The 19125-nt window shown below is 45.8% G+C and carries 12 protein-coding genes; 10 read left to right on the top strand and 2 right to left on the bottom strand.

Annotated features, from left to right (window positions below):
- The first annotated feature begins 235 nt into the window (after positions 1-235).
- Positions 236-1909 carry a methyl-accepting chemotaxis protein gene (locus tag LEP1GSC052_RS11385; RefSeq protein ID WP_010574108.1) on the top strand — a complete coding sequence of 558 codons (1674 nt, stop codon included), beginning with the start codon at positions 236-238 and terminating at the stop codon, positions 1907-1909.
- Positions 1910-2072: 163 nt separating this feature from the next.
- Entirely contained in the window at positions 2073-2963 is an 891-nt protein-coding gene (locus LEP1GSC052_RS11380) for a heparin lyase I family protein (RefSeq protein WP_010574109.1), read from the top strand.
- A gap of 113 nt (positions 2964-3076) precedes the next feature.
- Here LEP1GSC052_RS11380 and LEP1GSC052_RS11375 read toward each other — a convergent pair whose 3' ends face one another.
- Positions 3077-3511 carry a DUF1499 domain-containing protein gene (locus LEP1GSC052_RS11375; protein WP_010574110.1) on the bottom strand — a complete coding sequence of 145 codons (435 nt, stop codon included), beginning with the start codon at positions 3509-3511 and terminating at the stop codon, positions 3077-3079.
- A 364-nt stretch (positions 3512-3875) separates the two neighbouring features.
- Between LEP1GSC052_RS11375 and LEP1GSC052_RS11370 the strand changes: the two genes are divergently transcribed.
- The 7 genes from LEP1GSC052_RS11370 to LEP1GSC052_RS11340 all read left to right on the top strand — a co-directional run bounded on the left by LEP1GSC052_RS11370 (position 3876) and on the right by LEP1GSC052_RS11340 (position 15982).
- Positions 3876-4457 carry a peroxiredoxin gene (locus tag LEP1GSC052_RS11370; RefSeq protein ID WP_010574111.1) on the top strand — a complete coding sequence of 194 codons (582 nt, stop codon included), beginning with the start codon at positions 3876-3878 and terminating at the stop codon, positions 4455-4457.
- A 174-nt stretch (positions 4458-4631) separates the two neighbouring features.
- Positions 4632-6047 (top strand): Fe-S cluster assembly protein SufB, encoded by a 1416-nt coding sequence (sufB, locus tag LEP1GSC052_RS11365; RefSeq protein WP_010574112.1) that lies wholly within the window; start codon positions 4632-4634, stop codon positions 6045-6047.
- A gap of 313 nt (positions 6048-6360) precedes the next feature.
- Entirely contained in the window at positions 6361-7491 is a 1131-nt protein-coding gene (locus LEP1GSC052_RS11360; protein WP_010574113.1) for an Lcl C-terminal domain-containing protein, read from the top strand.
- A 158-nt stretch (positions 7492-7649) separates the two neighbouring features.
- A complete protein-coding gene (locus LEP1GSC052_RS11355) occupies positions 7650-11618 on the top strand; it encodes a PAS domain S-box protein (protein ID WP_020986802.1) in 3969 nt (1322 codons plus the stop codon).
- Positions 11619-11792: 174 nt separating this feature from the next.
- Positions 11793-12869, top strand: a complete 1077-nt coding sequence (locus tag LEP1GSC052_RS11350) for a helix-turn-helix domain-containing protein (RefSeq protein WP_010574114.1) — start codon at positions 11793-11795, stop codon at positions 12867-12869.
- Between the two features lie 320 nt (positions 12870-13189).
- The gene (locus tag LEP1GSC052_RS11345) at positions 13190-14917 is read left to right on the top strand and encodes a CocE/NonD family hydrolase (protein ID WP_040912975.1); all 1728 of its coding nucleotides are present in this window, start codon (positions 13190-13192) and stop codon (positions 14915-14917) included.
- Between the two features lie 147 nt (positions 14918-15064).
- A complete protein-coding gene (locus LEP1GSC052_RS11340; RefSeq protein ID WP_020985692.1) occupies positions 15065-15982 on the top strand; it encodes a tetratricopeptide repeat protein in 918 nt (305 codons plus the stop codon).
- Positions 15983-16050: 68 nt separating this feature from the next.
- On the opposite strand, the gene LEP1GSC052_RS11335 is transcribed toward LEP1GSC052_RS11340, so the two are convergent.
- Positions 16051-17646, bottom strand: coding sequence for a DUF2079 domain-containing protein (locus tag LEP1GSC052_RS11335; RefSeq protein WP_020986057.1), 1596 nt, complete (start codon positions 17644-17646; stop codon positions 16051-16053).
- A 185-nt stretch (positions 17647-17831) separates the two neighbouring features.
- Here LEP1GSC052_RS11335 and LEP1GSC052_RS11325 point away from each other — a divergent pair, with 185 nt between their 5' ends.
- On the top strand, positions 17832-18938 hold the full coding sequence (locus tag LEP1GSC052_RS11325) for a TMEM43 family protein (protein WP_010574119.1): 1107 nt from the start codon (positions 17832-17834) through the stop codon (positions 18936-18938).
- Positions 18939-19125: the final 187 nt, after the last annotated feature.

Below are 19125 nucleotides of genomic sequence, written 5' to 3'. Positions count from 1 at the left end.
TAAACCTTTATATCTGACCTCGATAGGCCTTTCGTTTAGAATCTCTCTAAAACTTTCCGGCGACGACATCGCATTATCTATCAGGTAGCTTACATTATAAACTCGTACAAGTAAAAACGGTCTTCACTTTTAAAAAACTTGACTGAGTCAACTTCTAAGGCTATGATGAGCCGCCTTAAATTCTATGAAAAAAATCTATACGTTCATTCAGAGATTAGGAATACGAAAAAAACTAATGCTTCTCTTCGGCTCGGTGTTGGTACCGATCGCTTTGCTTGTCGCATTAGCATTGACAAACACGAAGGATAGAATCGAAGACATCGAAACGATTTACGATGACAGAGTGATTCCTTTAAAACAATTGAAAAAGATTTCGGATCTTTATGCGATTTTTATCGTGGACTGCGTTCATAAGGTAAGAAGCGGCAAGTTCACTCCGGACGAAGGTGTCGCCAATCTGGATAAGGCGACGACCGGAATTCAAAAAGAATGGGCCGCGTACAGCGCAACCCATCTTGTTCCCGAAGAAGAAGCGATCATCAAGGAATTGACGCCGCTTTTCGCCGATTCGAACGCGGCCGTGGCCGAAGCCAGGGAACTCATGACCACGCAGAACTTCCAAGAACTCGGAGTTTTTGCGGACAATCGTTTGTATCCGAGGATCGATCCGGTTACGGAAAAGATCGAAGAGCTGATTCAGGTTCAGTTGAGAATCACGGACGCGATTTATATCCAAGCGGAAAAGGAATTCGCGTTCAGCTGGTTCGTGTTCATTCTTCTTTCCGGAATCACCCTCAGTTATATTCTTCTTATCGCCGTGGTGTATTCGATTCAATTGGTCAAAGGTTTAACCACTGTGAGCAGTGCGATCAACAACGCCGACTTTTCGCATCCCGTGGAAGTGCAAGAGGATCAAAGAAAAAGAGACGAACTCTATCTTCTTTTGATGGCGTTTCGTTCGTTTCAAATCAAGGTAAAGGAGATGTTGGATACGATCCTGAACTTTTCGGAAAGTATCGTGGCATCTTCCGAACAACTTTCCCAATCCGCGGATCACCTTTCTTCGAACGCACAATCCGAGTCCGCTTCTGTGGAGGAAATCTCCGCATCGGTGGAAGAGATTAGCTCCGGTATGGAATACGTAAATAAGAACGCGGAATCCCAATACGCTTTGATTTCTTCGTTCAATGGGGAAATGCGCGAACTCGAAGGGATGATCAACAAGGTCGGGGATGCGGTTAAGAATTCTCTGGAAAAGATTTCGGAGATGTATCTCAAAACCGATTCGGGCAAAAAGACGATGGGCGATCTTTCCGAAAGTATGGAAAAGATCGAAAACAGTTCGGTGGAAATGCAATCGATCACCGCGATCATCAAGGAAATTTCCGAGAAGGTCAACTTACTCGCGTTAAACGCGGCGATCGAGGCTGCGAGAGCCGGAGAACACGGGCGCGGGTTTGCGGTCGTAGCGAGCGAGATTACGAGACTCGCGGAACAAACGGATTCAAGCGCGATGACCATCGAAGAATTGATCAAAACGAGCAACGCGGAGATCGAAACCGGAAGAAAGATCGTGGAAAATTCCGTGACCGTTTACGCGCAGATTCTAACGGGACTCGAACATCTGAAGGATTCTTCCAATCAAATCGTTGCGACGATGGAACTGCAACAGCAGAAGAAGGAAAAGATCCGTTCGGGAGTCGATCAAGTCGATACTAAATCGGAGGACATCCGCAATTCGGTAAAGGAACAAAAGGTCGCGATCGCGGAAACGGCAAACGCGGTTTCCAATATTTCGATCACGGTTCAAAACAGCGCCGCGAACTCCGAAGAGATCGCGGGAAGCGCGGTCAGTCTTTTACAGATCGCGAAAAATCTTCAGGAAACGATGAGTTTCTTGAAGGGCTGAAATTGTTAAGCGACATTCTTCTTTTAAAAACTTAAGGCGCGAAGTTCGTTCAGAGTCCGGTTTTTGAAACGAAGAATGTTCGGCTTTGCGGGTTTTGTTTCTATAACTTTCAAAAAGAATTCCAAAATCAAAAAAGAATCGGGCCTCGACTGTTGAAAAGGATATGAGCGTTTTTAACAAAGAATTTTCCAAGCCGATCCCGCGATTTCGTATCGTGACGATTCTTTTGTCGTTTTCGTTGTTGTTCGGGTTTGCGGGTTGCAACACGGATGATTCTCAAAAACAAACGGAGAATCTGTTTTTGTTCGCGGCCGCATACAACCAAGCTCAGTGCGCGCCTTCCGCCAATCTGGTTCGAACGCAGTCCAATCGGACGTTTTTTACTTCCTTCGAATCCATCTCCGACTTTTCGAACTTTTATATCGTTCCACAGAATTATCACGGAAGTTGTTCTCACGATCTTTCTACGGAACAGGTGAAGACCGGCGCGAAGTCTCATAAGGGTTGGGTGTATTCTTCCTATATTCCGGGAAGTCTTTTGGTGAATAACAATCATCGGGGTTATCCCACGATCCAATTACACAAAACGTCCGGAGGAAGTTTTATAACTCCGGTTCTGATTACGATGAACGTCTGGTTGGATATGAATCTCAAACAGATGTCCCCCGAAAACGAATGGTTCAGCTTTGCCACCATCGCGGACGATTCTTCGGATAACTGGAATAGTCCGGTCCTCGTGAATTTGAGTTACGACGGTTTCGTCCACCTAATGCACGTTCCGTGGATGGGCTTGAAACAAACCTCCTTTCAAACGACTTCTCTTACGTTTCCGAAATCGCAATGGGTGGAACTGAAGATCTACGTGGATTTTTCCAATCCGGAAGGATTGGTTCGGGTTTGGCAGAATGGAACCCTCGTTTCCGAAGCGAAAGTCTATTGCAGAAAAAAGACGATCGCACAACTGCATTTCGGTTTATACGCGCCTCCGAGTATTTCTTCGGGAAACGTTTACAACGACGATTTGAAGATCGAGGAAGTCGACGGTCCGCCGTGAACGTTCTTGAAAAAAAAACCGCTTCGAAAACTCGTCGGTTTGGGATCGAATTGCGGTTTGCCAGCTTGAGTACTTTATAATTTTAGAATATTCCAATAGAATTGAATTCTATTTTATTCCCAACCGAGTTCCTCGCGAAGCTGATTCATTCTTCGTCGATTGGCGAGAAAATCGAAAAGACCCAAAATGGATTCGGAACGGATCTGAACCGTCTTTGAATTCTCCTCAAAGAAAAATTCAACCGTGTCCGGAAAATGAAAGACCCTCGTATAAAATCGGGTTTTGATATAAGATCCGTCCACTTCCAAAACGCTGACCCGGTCGGCGGCTTCCAACTTTTGTTTTAGTTTTTGGAAGGCTTCTTCCTTTTCCTCGGTGTATCGAAACGGGTCGATATGATGCACGAAATTGTATCGGTAACTCTGGCTGGAAACGCAGTTCGGGCGGGGCGAACAGTAGTTGAGTTCTTGGTCGTAAACCCCGGTTCTCGGACCGACTAAGGTGGTGCAACAGAGGAGAATGATCAGCGCGGTTTCTACCATGTTCATTAGACTCTTTCGATTGAAACGGAAAGTCGAGACGGTTTTGGGAATTGTTCCCGGTTCTTTCGGTTTTTTTTCGGAAACTGTGGGAACTCTTACGTTTTAAAAATCGATTTTGAAAGGGAACGGGAGAATCCTCCCGTCGTTTTTGGAAATGTAGGAACTACCACAAATTCCGATTTCGTCGCTGTACGGCGATCCGACATCCGGCCGGGTTCAAATTCTTTTTCGAAAAGGCCGTAGTTCCGACCCAATTTTTTAGAATTGAAAAAAAATTAGAATCATTCTAAAAAATATTTGCTTCCGAGGGCTGAGGAGATACTATGGAAGGGTCTAAGTTTCAAAGTAAAATTCACAAAGGAGAAACAAAATGCCTCAGGTTACATCCCTAGCGCCGGACTTTAAAGCAGAAGCTGTTCTTGGAAAAGAAATTAAGGAAATTAAACTTTCCGATTACAAAGGAAAATGGGTGGTTCTATTCTTTTACCCCCTCGACTTTACCTTTGTTTGCCCGACTGAGATCATCGAATACGATAACCAACTTGCGGAATTCAAAAAACTCGGAGCGGAAGTTCTCGGTGTTTCCGTGGATTCGGCTTTCACTCACTTAGCTTGGAAAAACACCCCTAAAAAAGAAGGCGGAATCGGCGATATCAAATATCCTTTGATCGCGGATCTTACGAAGTCCATCTCCAGAGATTACAACGTTTTAACCGACGGTGGAGTCGCTCTGAGAGGAACTTTCATCATCGACCCGGCCGGTGTAATCCGCCAAGCGACCATCAACGACCTTCCCGTGGGACGTAATATCGACGAAGCGATTCGTTTGATCAAGGCGTTCCAATTCGTTGAAAAACACGGCGAAGTTTGCCCTGCGAACTGGGATGAAGGAAAGAAAACAATGGTCGCGGATCCTCAAAAATCCAAAGACTATTTCTCTGCAGTGAACTAATTCACTCAGTAAATCGAGTTTTTTCCTGTCCGCAGGCGTCCGCCTGCGGATTCTGGCACTTGAGAGACTCGTTGACCGTAAAAGTCGCGAAGGGCTGTAGTTCGATTTTGAAACACAGCGAAATGCATTCTTTCGATCGCATTTCCGATGTCTAATATCCGGAGGAAACGGAGAATGGAACAAGTTCTGGAAAAACAATCCGCTAACGAAGATCGCTTTTACCGCCCCGATAATTTTCCGAAAGGTCTCACACGCAAAGTCGTAGAATCCATTTCTCATATTAAGAATGAGCCCGCTTGGCTCACCGAATTTCGTCTCAAAGCCTTCGAAATCTACGAACAAAAACCGATGCCGACTTGGGGATTTTTTCCCAACTTCAACGTGGACATCGATTCTTATACGCATTATATCGGATCCAATCAACAGAAGAAAAAATCCTGGGACGAAGTGGATCCCGAGGTTTTGAAATCCTTCGAACGTTTGGGAATTCCCGAACACGAAAGAAAGTATCTCGCTGGAATCGAAGCGATGAACGATTCCGAAACCGTTTACGCAAACGTAAAAAAAGAATTAACCGAACTCGGAATTCTTTTTTGCGACATCGACACCGCGATTCGAGAATATCCCGAAATCGTAAAAAAATATTTAGGAACCGTAGTCAGCGTCGGCGATAATAAATTCTCCGCTTTGAACAGCTGTGTTTTTTCGGGAGGATCGTTCGCGTTCGTTCCGAAAGGCGTGAAAACTCCCATGCCTCTTCAAGCGTATTTTAAAGTGACCGCGGCTTCTTCGGGTCAGTATGAAAGAACATTATTGATTGCTGATGAAGGCGCGGAGATCGAATACTCGGAAGGTTGTTCTTCCGTTCAAGACAAGGGAACGAACTTTCACACAGCGGTCGTGGAACTCGTCGCGCATAAAAACGCGAAGATCTTTTACACAACGATCCAGAACTGGAAGAAGAACATGTATAACTGGACCGTCAAACGCGGGTTATGCCATGAAAGAGGTCATATCACCTGGACCGACGTGAACATCGGAGCCAACACGGTCAAATATCCGGGAATCGTTCTGCAAGGAGATCATTCCACGGGAGATATTCTTTCTCTCGCGTTTGCAGGCGGAGGACAGATCCAAGACACCGGCGCGAGAATCATTCATGTCGGTAAAAATACGCGAAGCAATATATTAGCAAAAGGTGTTTCTCTCGACGGAGGAGTGAACTCCTACAGAGGGCTCGTCAAGTTCACCGCAGGATCCGAGAATTCCTATTCTCACGTGAAATGCGACGGTCTGATGATGGACAACCGTTCCCAATCGCACGCGTATCCTTACAACGACGTGTCGGGACAAAACGGAACCTTAAACTACGAGGCGACCGTTTCCCGAATCGACGAGGATCAGCTTTTTTATCTTCAATCCAGAGGTTTGTCCGAAGACGACGCGAAACTTCTCATCATCAACGGATTCTGCGAAGGTGTGACCAAACACTTAAACGTGGAATATTCCGTGGAGATGACTCGTTTGATCCGTATGATTCTCGAAGACGGTCACGTGATCCAAGAGAACAACGGTTCGGTCGTGAGCTGAAGAAAGACATCGGGACGCCTTAACAAAACATATAACAAAAATTTGATTCTTTTTTAGCCCGATCGTTTCGATCCGATTTTTTTAATGCGACATTGCGTTTTTGTCGTTCGTTCCCGAATCGACGCGGTTGATTCCGATCCGATTTTTCCGATCCAAAAAGAAACCCGCGGTCCGTTGTCCAAAACAAAGGATCGACGGACTTTTCCGATTTTTCGATATTATTGTCTTATAAATCCGTACGAGCGGATATAATAAGACGACTCTGTCAAAAAGATATTGACTATCGTTTGATCGGATTCGTTTAAATAAGATTATGTTTCGAACCGCGTTTTTATTCCTTCTGTTGTTTTCGATTTCGTGCAAAGCGTCGTTCGACCCGTACAATCCTGAAATTCCTTACTCAAAGGCCTGGTTGGATACGATCACGTTGCGTTGCGTGCTTCACCAAAACGCGGGTTGTCTGGAGAATATTCCTCCCGCCGTTTCCCCGTTTTCTCCCGATAAGGTTTCCGATACGGGGCAGACCGTTTGTTACGATACATCGACCAATATCGCGTGCGCGAACGCGGGTTATCCGAGTCAAGACGCGGACTTTACGAGCGTTCCCTCCAACCGAAGTTTTGTCGGTCCGACCGCACATCCGATTTATACGAACGACTACACCACGTTAGACGCGATTCGAGGTTTGATTTGGAAAACCTGTCCCGAAGGTTTGAGCGGTCCCGCTTGCGGAACGGGAACCGCTTCGAGCATCCCGTTTCCTTCCGTCGATTCCACTTGCTCCGCGTTGAATTCTCAGAACGCCGGATCGGGTTACGCGGGGATTACAACTTGGAGAATGCCTTCGATTTACGAACTGGCTCGATTCTCCAATATAGAAAATCCGACCGGAGTCGACACTGCGAACTTTCCGGGAAGCCCGAACGTAAACTTTTATTCGGGAACTCCGTATGCGCCGAGCCCCGCGAACACGGGTTGGTACATTCAAATAAACGCGGGTTTTTACGATCAGTTGAATTCTTTATCGGCGGCGATGGCAGTTCGTTGCGTTTCGGGAACTTCTCTTTCCGCTCCTTCTCTTACGAACAACGGAGACGGTACGGTTACGGACAATCGAAGCGGTTTGGTTTGGCAAGGCGGCGCGGGTTCGGGCGGAACGAGTTCTTGGCAATCCGCTCTTACGTACTGCAACGGTTTGAATCTCGCGGGACGCACTTGGAGGTTGCCGAACGTAAACGAACTACAGAGCATCGTGGATTATACGGTCACCAATCCTTCCATTAATGCGACTTACTTTCCTGGAACCGTTTCCCAGTATTATTGGACTTCTTCCACGCCGAAAACCAATCTCACCTACGCTTGGGCCGTATTCTTCAATTCGGGTCTGATCGGCGGAAACGGAAAGAGCAATACTCTGTATGTTCGTTGTGTCGCCGGACCTTAAGAAGAATTTGAATTCTCCCTTTCTCTCCTGAAATCCGTCCGATTATTTCGTTTTCGAAACGGAATGAGACTCGAAAATTTCGGGAATCCGTCATAAAATGGTTTTTCCTTTTTCGAGATCTCTTTAACATTTAAACGTCTTTTAATATATCCCGACTCATGAAAGCCCTAGACTCAAATTTATTAAACTCGGAATTCTTTCGCCAGATTTTCGAAACCAGTCGGGACGGAATCGCGATCGCCGATTTGGAAGGAAATTTCCTGGAAGCGAATCCTGCGTTTCAAACTCTCACCGGTTATTCTATGGAGGAATTGAAGAAGGACAGCTTTTGGTCCCTCGCGCCTTCTCATTGGAATTCGGTGGAAAAAAGAATTTTCCAAGAGGATCTTTTGTCCTCGGGTTATTCCCACGAATTCGATAAGGATTATCAACGTAAGGACGGGAGAATTCTTCCCATCTGCGTAAAAACATACGTAATCCAAGACGAAACGAAACGGCCGACCGCGATCTGGGGAATCGTCCGCGACGTCTCCGAACAAAAACGAAACGAGGAAGTCCGGGCGAAGTTGTATGAGGAAATCAAAGAAGGTTGGGAAGCCTTGCGGAGAATTTTCGTTCTCAATCCGTTTCCGATGGCGATCTCCGAAATCGAAACGGGAAAACTTCTGGAAGTAAACCGAAGATTCGCCGAACAGATCGAATACGATCTCGATAAGATCATCGGTAAAACGACTCTTGAACTCGGAGTTTGGTTTTCTCCCGAAGTAAGAGAAACCGTTCTTTCGATCATGAAACGGGACGGTTTTGTGGATAGCATCGAGATGCCGTTTAAAACCACGAAGGGCACGGAGTTCTGGGGACTTTTTTCCGCGCAACCGATCGAATACAAGGGCAAGGCCGCGCTCCTAAGCATCACTGTTCCGATGACGGATCGGATCAAGGAAGAAAGGGAGAAACAAAGACTTCTCGACGAGGTTCGGGAAAAGGAAGAAATTCTCAGCCAGATCTTTCAGATGAATCCTTCCGCGATCACTCTGTCAAAAGACGACGGCGAATATTTGGACGTGAACCAAAAATTTTTGGAATACATCGGCAAACCGAAAGAAGAGGTCTTGAACAAAACTCCCTTGGATCTCGGATTTTATTATAACCTCGCCGATCGAGCCTTGATCTTTCAGAAACTGAGGGAACAAGGGATCGTAGAAAATCTCGAAGTGAAACTGAAAGCCTACGACGGTACGATCAAGACGATCCTATTCTCCTCAAGAATGATCGATTCCTTCGGTGAGAAAAAAATTCTTTCCATCGGTCACGATATTTCCGATCTCAAGGAATCCGCTTCCGATCTCGAAAACCTCGCGAAGGAATTGGAACGAAGCAAAAGTCTTTTTCAAAAATTATTCCAACTCGTTCCTTCCGCGCTTGTGCTCACCGATTGGGAAAACAAAACCATCGTGGACGTAAACGAAAGATTTCTCGAAATGGCGAGGATGACCCGGGAACAGGTCATCGGCAAAACCACTCCCGAAATTCATATCTGGGATAAGTCCGCGAATTTTAGAAGCGAAGTCTACGAAGCCTTGTCCAAAAAAAACGAAGTGAAGAATTTGGAAACGGTCTACCAGGCTTCGGACGGAACCGTGGTCCCGATTCTTTATTCCGCAAGGGTCATCGACGTCGACGGAAGAAAACAAGTCATCTCTCTCGCAACGGACATCACGGAAAAAAAACAATCCGAAGAGGAAAGAAGAAAGCTCGACGAAGAACTACGACTAAGCAAGGACCTTTTCGAAAAACTTTTCCAACTCACACCGGCCGCGGTTTCCTTATCCGAACTCGAAACCGGAATCTATCGACAGGTCAATCAGTCGTATTGCGATCTGATCGGATACACTCGCGAACAAATCATAGGAAAGTCTTCGATGGAACTCGGGATCTGGAGAACTCCGATCGACCGAGCCAAACTCAAAAAGGAATTGGAAGAGAAAGGTTGGACCGCAAGCCTCGAAGCGACGATCCAAGCCTCGGACGGAAGTTTGAAACACGTTCTCTCGGGGAACAGGGTTTTTCAATTGGACGGAAAACCCATGTTGCTCGCCTTGCTCATCGACGTTACGGACAAAAAGAGCATGGAGTCCGAACGCAACGAATACTTCGCGAAGATGCAGGAAAGCAAGGACCTCTTCGAGATGATCTTCGAGATGAACCCGGATACGATCACGATCAACGATCTATCCGACGGAACTTACGTTCAGGTGAACGAGCACTTTTCGGAGATGCTCGAATTTTCCAAAGAAGAAGTGCTCGGCAAAATTCCGGTCGAACTCGGAATCTGGAACGACGTCCGCGAACGAGACAAGGCGATCGAAATCCTGCGTTCGGAAGGAATCATACGGGACTACGAGGTTCAGTTTAAAAAGAAAAGCGGCGAGATCGTGGACACTCTTTTTTCCGCGAGAAGGGTCAAGGTGGGAGATTCTTCCCTTGTCATCGCGATTACGAGGGACATCACACAACTCAAGGCCGCGTCCCGGGATCGGGAAGAACAAGCGAGAAGAATCGCCTTACACGCGCAGGCGTTGATGGAGATGGCCACCGATTCCGAATTCGTAACGGGGGATCTCGAAGCGGGTTCGAGAAAGATCGCGATCATGGCTTCGGAGGTCGCGGATTGCGACCGAGCTACAATCTGGATTTCTAATAAAGAAAATTCGAATGTATGGAATATGATCGCGGGATGGGATCGAAAAACGCAGTCTCATCCTGAAAAAATGGAACTCGATCTAAAACAATATCCGAAATACTTCGAGGCGATCCAAAGCGATCGTTTTATAGACGCGACCGACGTGGTCAACGATCCGCGCACTTCCGAATTGACCGAGACGTACAGCAATCCTTTGGGAATTCGTTCCTTGCTCGACGCACCGTTCTTTTTAAGAGGAAAGATCAAGGGAGTGGTTTGTCTGGAACATACGGGCGAACTCAGACGTTGGAGAGGATACGAAAAACAATTCGTGGTCACGGTTGCGGAACAAGTAACACAACTTTTATTAAACGCGGAACGAAAGGAAGCCAAGGAAGAATTGGAAAAGGCCGTTAAGGTCAGGACTTCCGAACTCGCGACCGCTCTTGAGAATTTGCAGAAAACTCAGGAACAGTTGATTCTTTCCGAAAAGATGGCCGCGCTCGGACAACTTGTCGCGGGTATCGCGCACGAGATCAACAATCCGTTAGGCGCAATCGCGGCCTTAAGCGGAGAACTCAGGGCCTACTTAAATACTTCCGCGGATCGAATGGAACAAATGGGTTCCGAGTTTTCTTCCGTGGGAGCCGAGTTCATCCACAATCTTTCGGAGATGATCCGCAGAGGGATCGAAAGCAAGGAAAGTATTTTTTCGCGCGAGACCAAAAGGGCGACGCTTCATTCCATCAGAACGAAGTTATCCGGTCTCGGTTTCGAAAACGCGCACGACATCGCGGATCGAATGATCGACAACGGACTTCCTTTCGCACTCGAAGAGTTTCCGTCTTTGTTTGCCGATCCGAAACATTATCCTTTGATAAAGTTCGCTTTGGAAGAGGTTCAAACGTATAAGAATATTCTTTCGATCCGATTGGCGGTGGATAGAACTTCCAAGATCGTCTACGCGTTGAAAAACTACGCGCATATCGACACGGAAGAAAGCAGAGGAAAGGTAGTCACCGATCTTGCGGAGAACATCGAAACCGTACTCACGATCTATCACAATAAGATCAAGGGCGGAGTCGACGTTGAACTGGATTTTCCAAGCAGACCTATGATCGCAGCGTATCCGGACGATCTCGTACAAGTATGGACCAATCTGATCTATAATTCTTTGCAAGCGATGAAGTTTAAGGGAAAGATCAGAATTTCCATTCTCGATCAAAAGAATGAGGTTCGAGTTTCGATTCAGGATAACGGACCCGGAATTCCTCCCGAGGTACGGGAGAAAATTTTCGATCCGTTCTTTACGACCAAGGGACCGGGAGAAGGAAGCGGACTCGGGCTTGACATTTCCAGAAGGATCGTAAAAAAACACGACGGAAGAATCGAACTCGAATCGGAACCGGGTAGAACGATCTTTCACGTGATTCTTCCGAAATAGACCTATAAACGTATGTTCATTCCGAAATCAAGAATTTGTAATATTCCTTTTGAATTCTCTTTTTCGAAAGATTACTTCGTTTAACGCGGATCGTTAAGCGAACTTTCTGCCAGATCGGTAAAAAACTTCTGGACTGAAAATTCGATTCGATTTCCATCTGGACTCGTGTCCTCGATGTTGATAGAAACCGTTTTTTTCGGAGCCGTTTTCGGTTTGTTGATCGGGACGGGGGCGTTGCTCAGGAATCCGTTCGGGATTCAAAATCGATTGGTCTTTCTTTTAAACTTCTGTGCTTCCATTCTATTCTTTTACGTATATTTCATCCTCAAAGAGATCCGTTTCGAAACCCGTTTTTTAAATTACATGTATGTTCCCTATTCCTGGTATTTGGGCGCGGGAATGTACAGTTTGTTTTCCGCGACCGTGAAGGATTCTTATTCTTGGAAGACGGATCGTTGGATGTATTTTCCCGGTTTTTTTCTTACGATTTTGATTCCGTCCTGTTCTTTGATTTTTCCGGAATGGTTCGGAAATCGTCCCGAAGATTATTTCAGCAAATCGATCACGAGCGTTTGGGACGTTCTTTTTCTGTTCGGTTTTTTCGTGAACCTTGGTTATTACGCGTTTATCTTCTGGGAGAGCAGATCGATCTTTAAGATCGATCAATTGAAAAAAGAACCGGGCGGTCGTTTTCTTTTGTTGATTCTTTCCGGCGGAGCGAGCGTGACTCTGATTTTGATTTCCGCCTATTTGTTAAGAGAATTGGAATTGTTGTATTTTACCGTCGTTGCTACGACGTTTTATTCCGTGATGGCCTATCTTTCTCATCAAAGAACTCCGAAACTTTTGAATGAGATCGGACCAGCAGTAAAGGAAGCGTATCAGAATTCCAGATTGGAACGAGTGGATCTTTCGGAACTCGATTCCCGATTGGAAATTCTGATGGAAGGGGAAAAATTATTTCTTCAAGAGGATTTGGATCTTTCCTCTCTCGCGGTGAAGTTGGATCTCAAGCCGTATCAGCTTACCGAATATCTAAATTCAAGAAAAGGAATGAACTTTTCCAAGTTTATCAACGCGTATCGCGTGCAGGAAGCCGCGAAAATTCTCAAAACCGAGGAGGGCGCGAACATTCTTTCGGTCGCGTATCGTTCCGGTTTCAATTCCAAAGCGACTTTCAATCTCGCCTTTAAATCCGTATTCGGAACTTCTCCTCGGGAATATTTGAGAAGATCCCGTCCCAAACGCTGAGATTCTATTATAAAAATAGAATGTGATTTTCTTGGTTTCGTCGAGGCGGCGCGGACGAAGAGAAATAGGAATAATTCTTTAGATAATCTATCCTTGTTTCGCAATGAGCCGACGCTTTATCTCCGCGGCTTTTGGCAATTTTGCTCACTGAGGTTCGCTCGATTTGTCTTAATTCTAAACTTAGGACTTTTTTTTGGACCGAAATTCGAATCTCGGGCGAATGAAATCCTTTCTTTGCGTAAACTCATTCTCTTGTAAGTGAAAAGGCGCTCATACGCTAAATGACTTAGGAGAAAAAAATGAGAATTGGATTTAAAACAATGAGTGTTTTAAAAACGGGAATGGCCGCAATCCTGTTTTTACTGTATCTGAATTGCGGAGACGGGAATGGAAATTCTTCCAAAGAAAACATTGCCGCATTGGCAGCGTTGCTTCCCGGAGCTTCGCAAAACGTTCTGAATACGAACGCACCCGCGAGCACGTTTCAACAAGGAATCACTTCCGAACAAATCAACGCCGCGTTTCAAGCGGAGAACAACGGAAGTTTTACGTTCAACGATTCGATCACGGTTCGTTCCACCGATGGAACCGTTCTTGCCGCGAATCTCTTTCAACCGAAGAATCTTGTCTCCGGTCAAAAATATCCCGCGGTGATCTTCGTAAACAGCTGGGCTTTGAACGAATACGAGTATTTGGTTCCCGCCGCAAAACTCGCGAAAAAAGGTTATATCGTTTTGAGTTATAGCACGCGAGGCTTCGGCGTCTCCGGCGGTCTGATCAACACCGCGGGTTTAAAGGACCGAGCGGATTTGTCCGCTGTCGTGGATTGGCTTTTGGCGAACACACAAGCGGACGTCGCGAATATCGGTATATCAGGAATTTCTTATGGAGCCGGTATCTCTTTGATCGGAGTCAGCTTCGAACCGAGAATCAAAACCGCGGTTGCGATGAGCGGTTGGGGCGATCTCAAGCGTTCCTTATACGGGAACGACACTCCTCGTTTGGTATGGGGTTTGATTCTTGTGGGCGCCGGTTATTTTACGGGAAGAATGGATCCTGTGATCGCGGAAAATTTCGGTAAACTTCTTTCGCATACGGATATCGCGGGAGTTACGACTTGGGCTGCGGAACGTTCTCCGGCGAGTTTGGTTTCTCAGTTGAACGCCTCCGGTAAACCGGTTTATATCTCGAGCAACTTCGAGGATTTTCTTTTTAATCCGAATCAGATGTTGGATTACTTCGCTTCTTTGACCGTTCCGAAAAAACTGGATTTGAACGAAGGGATTCACGCGACCGCGGAAGTGGGAGGAATATTAGGACTTTCTAATCCTGTTTGGACCAACGCATACGATTGGTTCGACTATTGGTTAAAGGGAATCGACAACGGGATCATGAACAAACCTCAGGTTACGTTTCAAAAAAGATTCAACGGGGACAGGGTGACTCTTCCTTCTTGGCCTTCTCCCACCGTTTCCGAAAAAACGTATTATCTAAAACCGAGAACCCTTTTTACGGACGGTAAAATTTCGACGACCCAAAACACGAACAATTCCAACACGGGAATTCTTTCGGGCGCGGATACGATCGCTACGACCGGGGCTCCTTTGCTTTCGGATATTCTCGCTTCTCATCTGGAAGTTCCGGTCACCGCTTCCTTGGATTGGCTGAGTAGAATCAACGGAATCGTATACGAATCCGACGCGATTTCCTCCGTTTTGAAAATCCGAGGAAAAATCTTTTGGAAAGGTCAGTTTTCTTCTTCATTAGGAAAAGCGAATGTAAACGTTTACTTTTACGATGTGGGAAAAAACGGAGTGGGCAAGTTGATCACTCACGGAACCGCTTCGATCTACGAATCCGCGTATGAAACCGTGGATCTTACGATCGACTTAAACGCGGTCGCTTACGACGTTCCGGCCGGAAATAAAATTGCAATCGCGATCGACACGTTCGATCCTCAATACGCAGTTCCGACCGCGCTCGTTTACGGTCTCGACGTAAAACACAACCCGAGCAAACAATCGACTCTGAGCATTCAGTCCGAGTAGATTCTCATCTTCATTTCGGCGAACCGCCCGCGTTTGGCGACGGTTCGTCGGTCTTCCGTTTCGAAAAAACGAAAACGCGATCGATTTTGGAAAATTTTTGCCGAATAAAAAGTTGAATTCTTAGAAATTTTAGTTTTCCATTGCCTGATGGCAAATCGAGTCCTTGGTTCGTTTTTATTGATTGGAATTCTTATCTTAATCCTCAGTCTTTTTATGCCCGGTTCTTCGGAAAATAAGAACCAAACCGATCCCGCAACCGTTGTCGTACAGCCGACTTGGATCGAAGGTTTGTTGAGCGGTTTTCTTGCGGTCGTTCATGAGATCAAAGAAAGTTTCGCTTCCGATCCGAACGCGAATGCAAACGCGAATTCGAACGGCGCTTCGATTCCTCCTCCAAACAACTCGGGCGAAGACCCGAACGAAATTTTCAAACGAGCGTATCAAGCGAACGAAAAGGGAGATTATCTAAAGGCCGTAACGGAATATTCGAGATATCTGGAATTGGTTCCGGGAGACGCTTCGGGTTATTACAACCGCGGCCTTGCTCAATATACATTAAAACAATATAATGTAGCCGTGAAGGATTTCGAAAAGGCGGTGGAGATCGATCCGAATAAAACGGGCGCGTTTCTTTACAAAGGTTATGCGAACGAGATGTTGCGGGATTGTCCGACCGCCGTCGAAGACTTCCAAAAGGCGATCGATCTCGGAGAAAAATACAACGCGGAACTCTACGGTCATAAGGCGCGTTGTGAAAATACGGATGAGAATTACGACGATGCTTTAAAGGACGCGCAAAAAGCCGTGAACCTGGATAAGAAAGACGCGTATGCGTATTTTGAATTGGCGTACGCTCAATACGGTTTGGGAAGATATCAGGATTCCGCTGTTACTTATACGAAAGTCTTACAGTTGACTCCGAAGGACGAGGTCGCTTTTCACAACCGTGGTCTTGCCTACGTATTTTTAAAAAAGAATGCCGCCGCGTGTAAGGATTTTCAAAAGTCCTTAGACTTGGGTTACGCCGACGCAAAGAATCGACTGAAAGAATACTGTAGCAAATAATCGGAGAAGGATCGTTGTCGAAGCCTTTTGTGTGAGGACGCGACTGAGGCGGTTCCGCGCCGCGCGCACTACGGTTGGGTTTTGGCTCTGATCTTGATTTCAGTTTTAGTTTCGGATTCGGGTTGATCCCGACGAAGAAGGCCGAAACGATCCGTTCTTTGAACCCAACGCAACTTTCCGGAACGAAGATCCGATTCCATTCTTTGCAGAATTTTTTCCGAACTCAAATACGGAGAATTGTATCGCAGATCCAATACGATCCATTCTTTCCAATCTCTAGTTTCACGGATCGGATATACGGAATTCTTCAAAGAAATGAACGGAGAAATATGAAACCCCGCGGAAACGTCCACGTTAGGCGGAATCTGTTCGAGAATTTTTTCCAGCTCGGCCGCTCGATCGGATTCGGGCGAAAGCGGAATCGGATAATCGTTTTCCTTCGTGTTTCGATACACGGTCAAAAAGAACGCAAGAAGGATCCATAGGATCGTTCTTTTATCGTTTCGTTTTTGAATCCAAGTCGTTCCGGTTTTCAAAAAGTAAATCAGAAACGGAATCAAAGGATAAACATAATAGCTGTAAAGATCCCGAACCCAAGGATGAATCGACAAACGAAACGCGGAATACAAAGCGAAAAAAGGAAACAAAACCCAACCGCCAGTCAGATTTCCGAGACCCCATTCCAAACTGAGATCCCGAAATCCTTTCCAATACTGGGATCTACTTTCCGAATTTTGAATGTAGTTGACCGCGGTCGTAAAAGGATTTTCGCTTCCGGCTCCCCAATATTCTTTCCAATTTCTTTGTGCGGATTGACCGGCCCAAGCACCGAGAGCCGGAACCAAAATAATATAATAAAAAATGCATATACAAAAAACGGAAATCCATTCCTTTCTTCTTTCGAAATCCGCGAATGCCGCTCCGACCGCAAGCGCGGCCAAATAGATCGAAAGATCCTCTTTGATTCCCAGAAAAAAACAAAGACCGAGACCTAAGATCCAATACTTTCTTTTTTGGATTCCGATCAAAACGCACAAACACAAAAACGGAACCAAAACCTCGAAGTGCAAAGAATGATTCAAACGATAAAAACCGGACGAACCCGCCCACAAAAGACAGGCGCAAAGAGAAAGATCTTCGGAGATCGAACATTCTCTTAAGTAAAAAAACAAAAGAGGAATCGTACTCGAAGCAAAGAGGAATACTCCGATTCCGAAACCGAGTTTAGAACCGAATAAAAAAGGAAACGGAGACAAAAGAAGAATGGAAGGCGCCATGTGATGCGAAAGAAAATTCGCGTTTTCATCCACGCCGTAATACTGCGTTTGAAAAAACGTTCCGTCGGCGACGGGAAGGATCATTCTCAGCTGAGCGGTATAATCCAAGTCGCCTAACAAAAAAGAATCTGCGGCATTCTTCGTATAAAAAATCCCTTCCGCAAAAACGAACAAGGACCAATACGATATCCAAACCATAGGAGAAACAAAAAAAGAACCGAATGTTTTCTTTTCCAAAGAGTTTTTGGAATTGAAATACCAAAAAACAATTCCGCAAAGAATCAAAACGATTTCGAGGATCGGGCCGCCGATTCCCTTACTTCCGAACAGATATTGAACGGGAAGATAGAGTATGAAAAAAGGAAATAAAAACGACACAAAGCGCATGGATGTTTTATCCAAATCTCATACCTTCTTTCTAAATTCTTCCGAAAAAAATATGTCGATCGTTCTTTTAAACGGAAATCGAATAAAAAATTATTTACAAACCTTCGAATCTGCGGAGAATCACACAGCTTCCGCGTCCCGCGGATTTGAAAAAGTTTCCACATACAATCAAAAGGAGAAAATCAATGGCCTTTGAAAGCCCGGACGGAATGTCCTCAACCGAGAGCGTAGGTTTCTTATCCCAGATGGGAAATTCATTCAAGAGTATTCTTACGGGAATCGTTTTGTTACCCGTATCGTTTATCATCATCTACAACGTGGAAACCTGCGAGCAGGCAAGCGCGGCGTTGAAGAACGCGGTTCCCGCAGGACAGGCAAAAGAAGGCCAACCTTCGTATGTAACCGGAACCTTGAAGGCGAGTCCTCTCGGCGGAGAATTCGTGAAGAGCGGTCCTTACATTTCTTATTCGGTGAGTTCCGAAGTCTATGCTTGGGACGAGGAAGTAAAAACCGAAGGATCGGGAAGCAATAAGAAAGAAGTGAGAAACTGCGTTCTTGAGTGGACTTCTTCTCCTGAGAATCCTTCCAACTTTAAACTTTCCGGATGTCGCGCCAAGGCGTTTCATAGAAAGTCCGTAAAAGACCAATCCGAATCCGCTTCCGGTGGAAGTATTCTTGCGGACGGTAAGAATTATGCGGTCAATCTTTCCGATGTGAACTTTACTTCTCAAGTTTCTTCCAGAGACGCGAACGAAGACGAAATTCATACCAACGGTTTCGTTTATGGAGACGGTTATCTTCACAGTTCCAAGTCCTGCGCGGAAAGCGAAAAGGAAGGTTGTGAAAGAGTGAAGGTCTCCGTGACTCCGATTCCCGAAGGAGATATGACTTTTATCGGCGACGTCAAAGGTTCCAAAGTAGGTCAGTTCACTTCCGCGGAAGGAAATCAATTCTTGAACGCGAGCGTGGGCGGTTTTGCGGAAACGATGGCGGATATCAAATCCGACGACAATACGATGAAATGGGTCGGGAGATTTTTCGGATTTCTCGCGATGTTCGGCAGTTTTACTCTGATGGCCGGTCCTCTGACCGCTCTTTTGAGTTTTATTCCTTTCGTGGGCGAGCTGGGCGGCGGACTCATCAAAGTCGTGTTAGGCGTGATTGCTTTTGTGATTACCGCGATCACCATTCTTCTCATCAAATTCTGGTATATCTGGTTGCTTCTCCTTTTGGGGGGAATCGGCTACGCGGTTTACAAGAAAAAATACGCACCTCAAAACGCCGGGGCTTGATCGATTTCGAGCTAGTTTCCCGTTTAAAAGCGTTTTAGAAGCGTATAGCAAGGCCGGCCTCCTGCTAAGGAGGCCGGCCTTTTTTATTTTCTCTCCAAGTTGGTTTAAAAATAACGTTCGTTTTGCAAAATGTGAGCCTAAAGTCACGTTCTGTAGCGTTCGATATAAAATTTGAACGATTGATATA

The organism is Leptospira kmetyi serovar Malaysia str. Bejo-Iso9 (assembly GCF_000243735.2).
GTDB classification, from domain to species: Bacteria; Spirochaetota; Leptospiria; order Leptospirales; family Leptospiraceae; genus Leptospira; species Leptospira kmetyi.
The sequence above is the reverse complement of the archived record's forward strand: the minus strand, read 5'-3'. Positions and strand labels throughout refer to the sequence as shown.

Excerpts from the sequence above, each read along its gene's own strand:
- LEP1GSC052_RS11380 (WP_010574109.1), top strand. The coding sequence starts at position 2,073 with ATGAGCGTTTTTAACAAAGAATTTTCCAAGCCGATCCCGCGATTTCGT.
- LEP1GSC052_RS11335 (WP_020986057.1), bottom strand. The coding sequence starts at position 17,646 with ATGCGCTTTGTGTCGTTTTTATTTCCTTTTTTCATACTCTATCTTCCC.
- LEP1GSC052_RS11325 (WP_010574119.1), top strand. The coding sequence starts at position 17,832 with ATGGCCTTTGAAAGCCCGGACGGAATGTCCTCAACCGAGAGCGTAGGT.
- LEP1GSC052_RS11350 (WP_010574114.1), top strand. The coding sequence starts at position 11,793 with ATGTTGATAGAAACCGTTTTTTTCGGAGCCGTTTTCGGTTTGTTGATC.
- sufB (WP_010574112.1), top strand. The coding sequence starts at position 4,632 with ATGGAACAAGTTCTGGAAAAACAATCCGCTAACGAAGATCGCTTTTAC.
- LEP1GSC052_RS11370 (WP_010574111.1), top strand. The coding sequence starts at position 3,876 with ATGCCTCAGGTTACATCCCTAGCGCCGGACTTTAAAGCAGAAGCTGTT.
- LEP1GSC052_RS11345 (WP_040912975.1), top strand. The coding sequence starts at position 13,190 with ATGAGTGTTTTAAAAACGGGAATGGCCGCAATCCTGTTTTTACTGTAT.
- LEP1GSC052_RS11340 (WP_020985692.1), top strand. The coding sequence starts at position 15,065 with ATGGCAAATCGAGTCCTTGGTTCGTTTTTATTGATTGGAATTCTTATC.
- LEP1GSC052_RS11385 (WP_010574108.1), top strand. The coding sequence starts at position 236 with ATGCTTCTCTTCGGCTCGGTGTTGGTACCGATCGCTTTGCTTGTCGCA.
- LEP1GSC052_RS11360 (WP_010574113.1), top strand. The coding sequence starts at position 6,361 with ATGTTTCGAACCGCGTTTTTATTCCTTCTGTTGTTTTCGATTTCGTGC.
- LEP1GSC052_RS11355 (WP_020986802.1), top strand. The coding sequence starts at position 7,650 with ATGAAAGCCCTAGACTCAAATTTATTAAACTCGGAATTCTTTCGCCAG.
- LEP1GSC052_RS11375 (WP_010574110.1), bottom strand. The coding sequence starts at position 3,511 with ATGAACATGGTAGAAACCGCGCTGATCATTCTCCTCTGTTGCACCACC.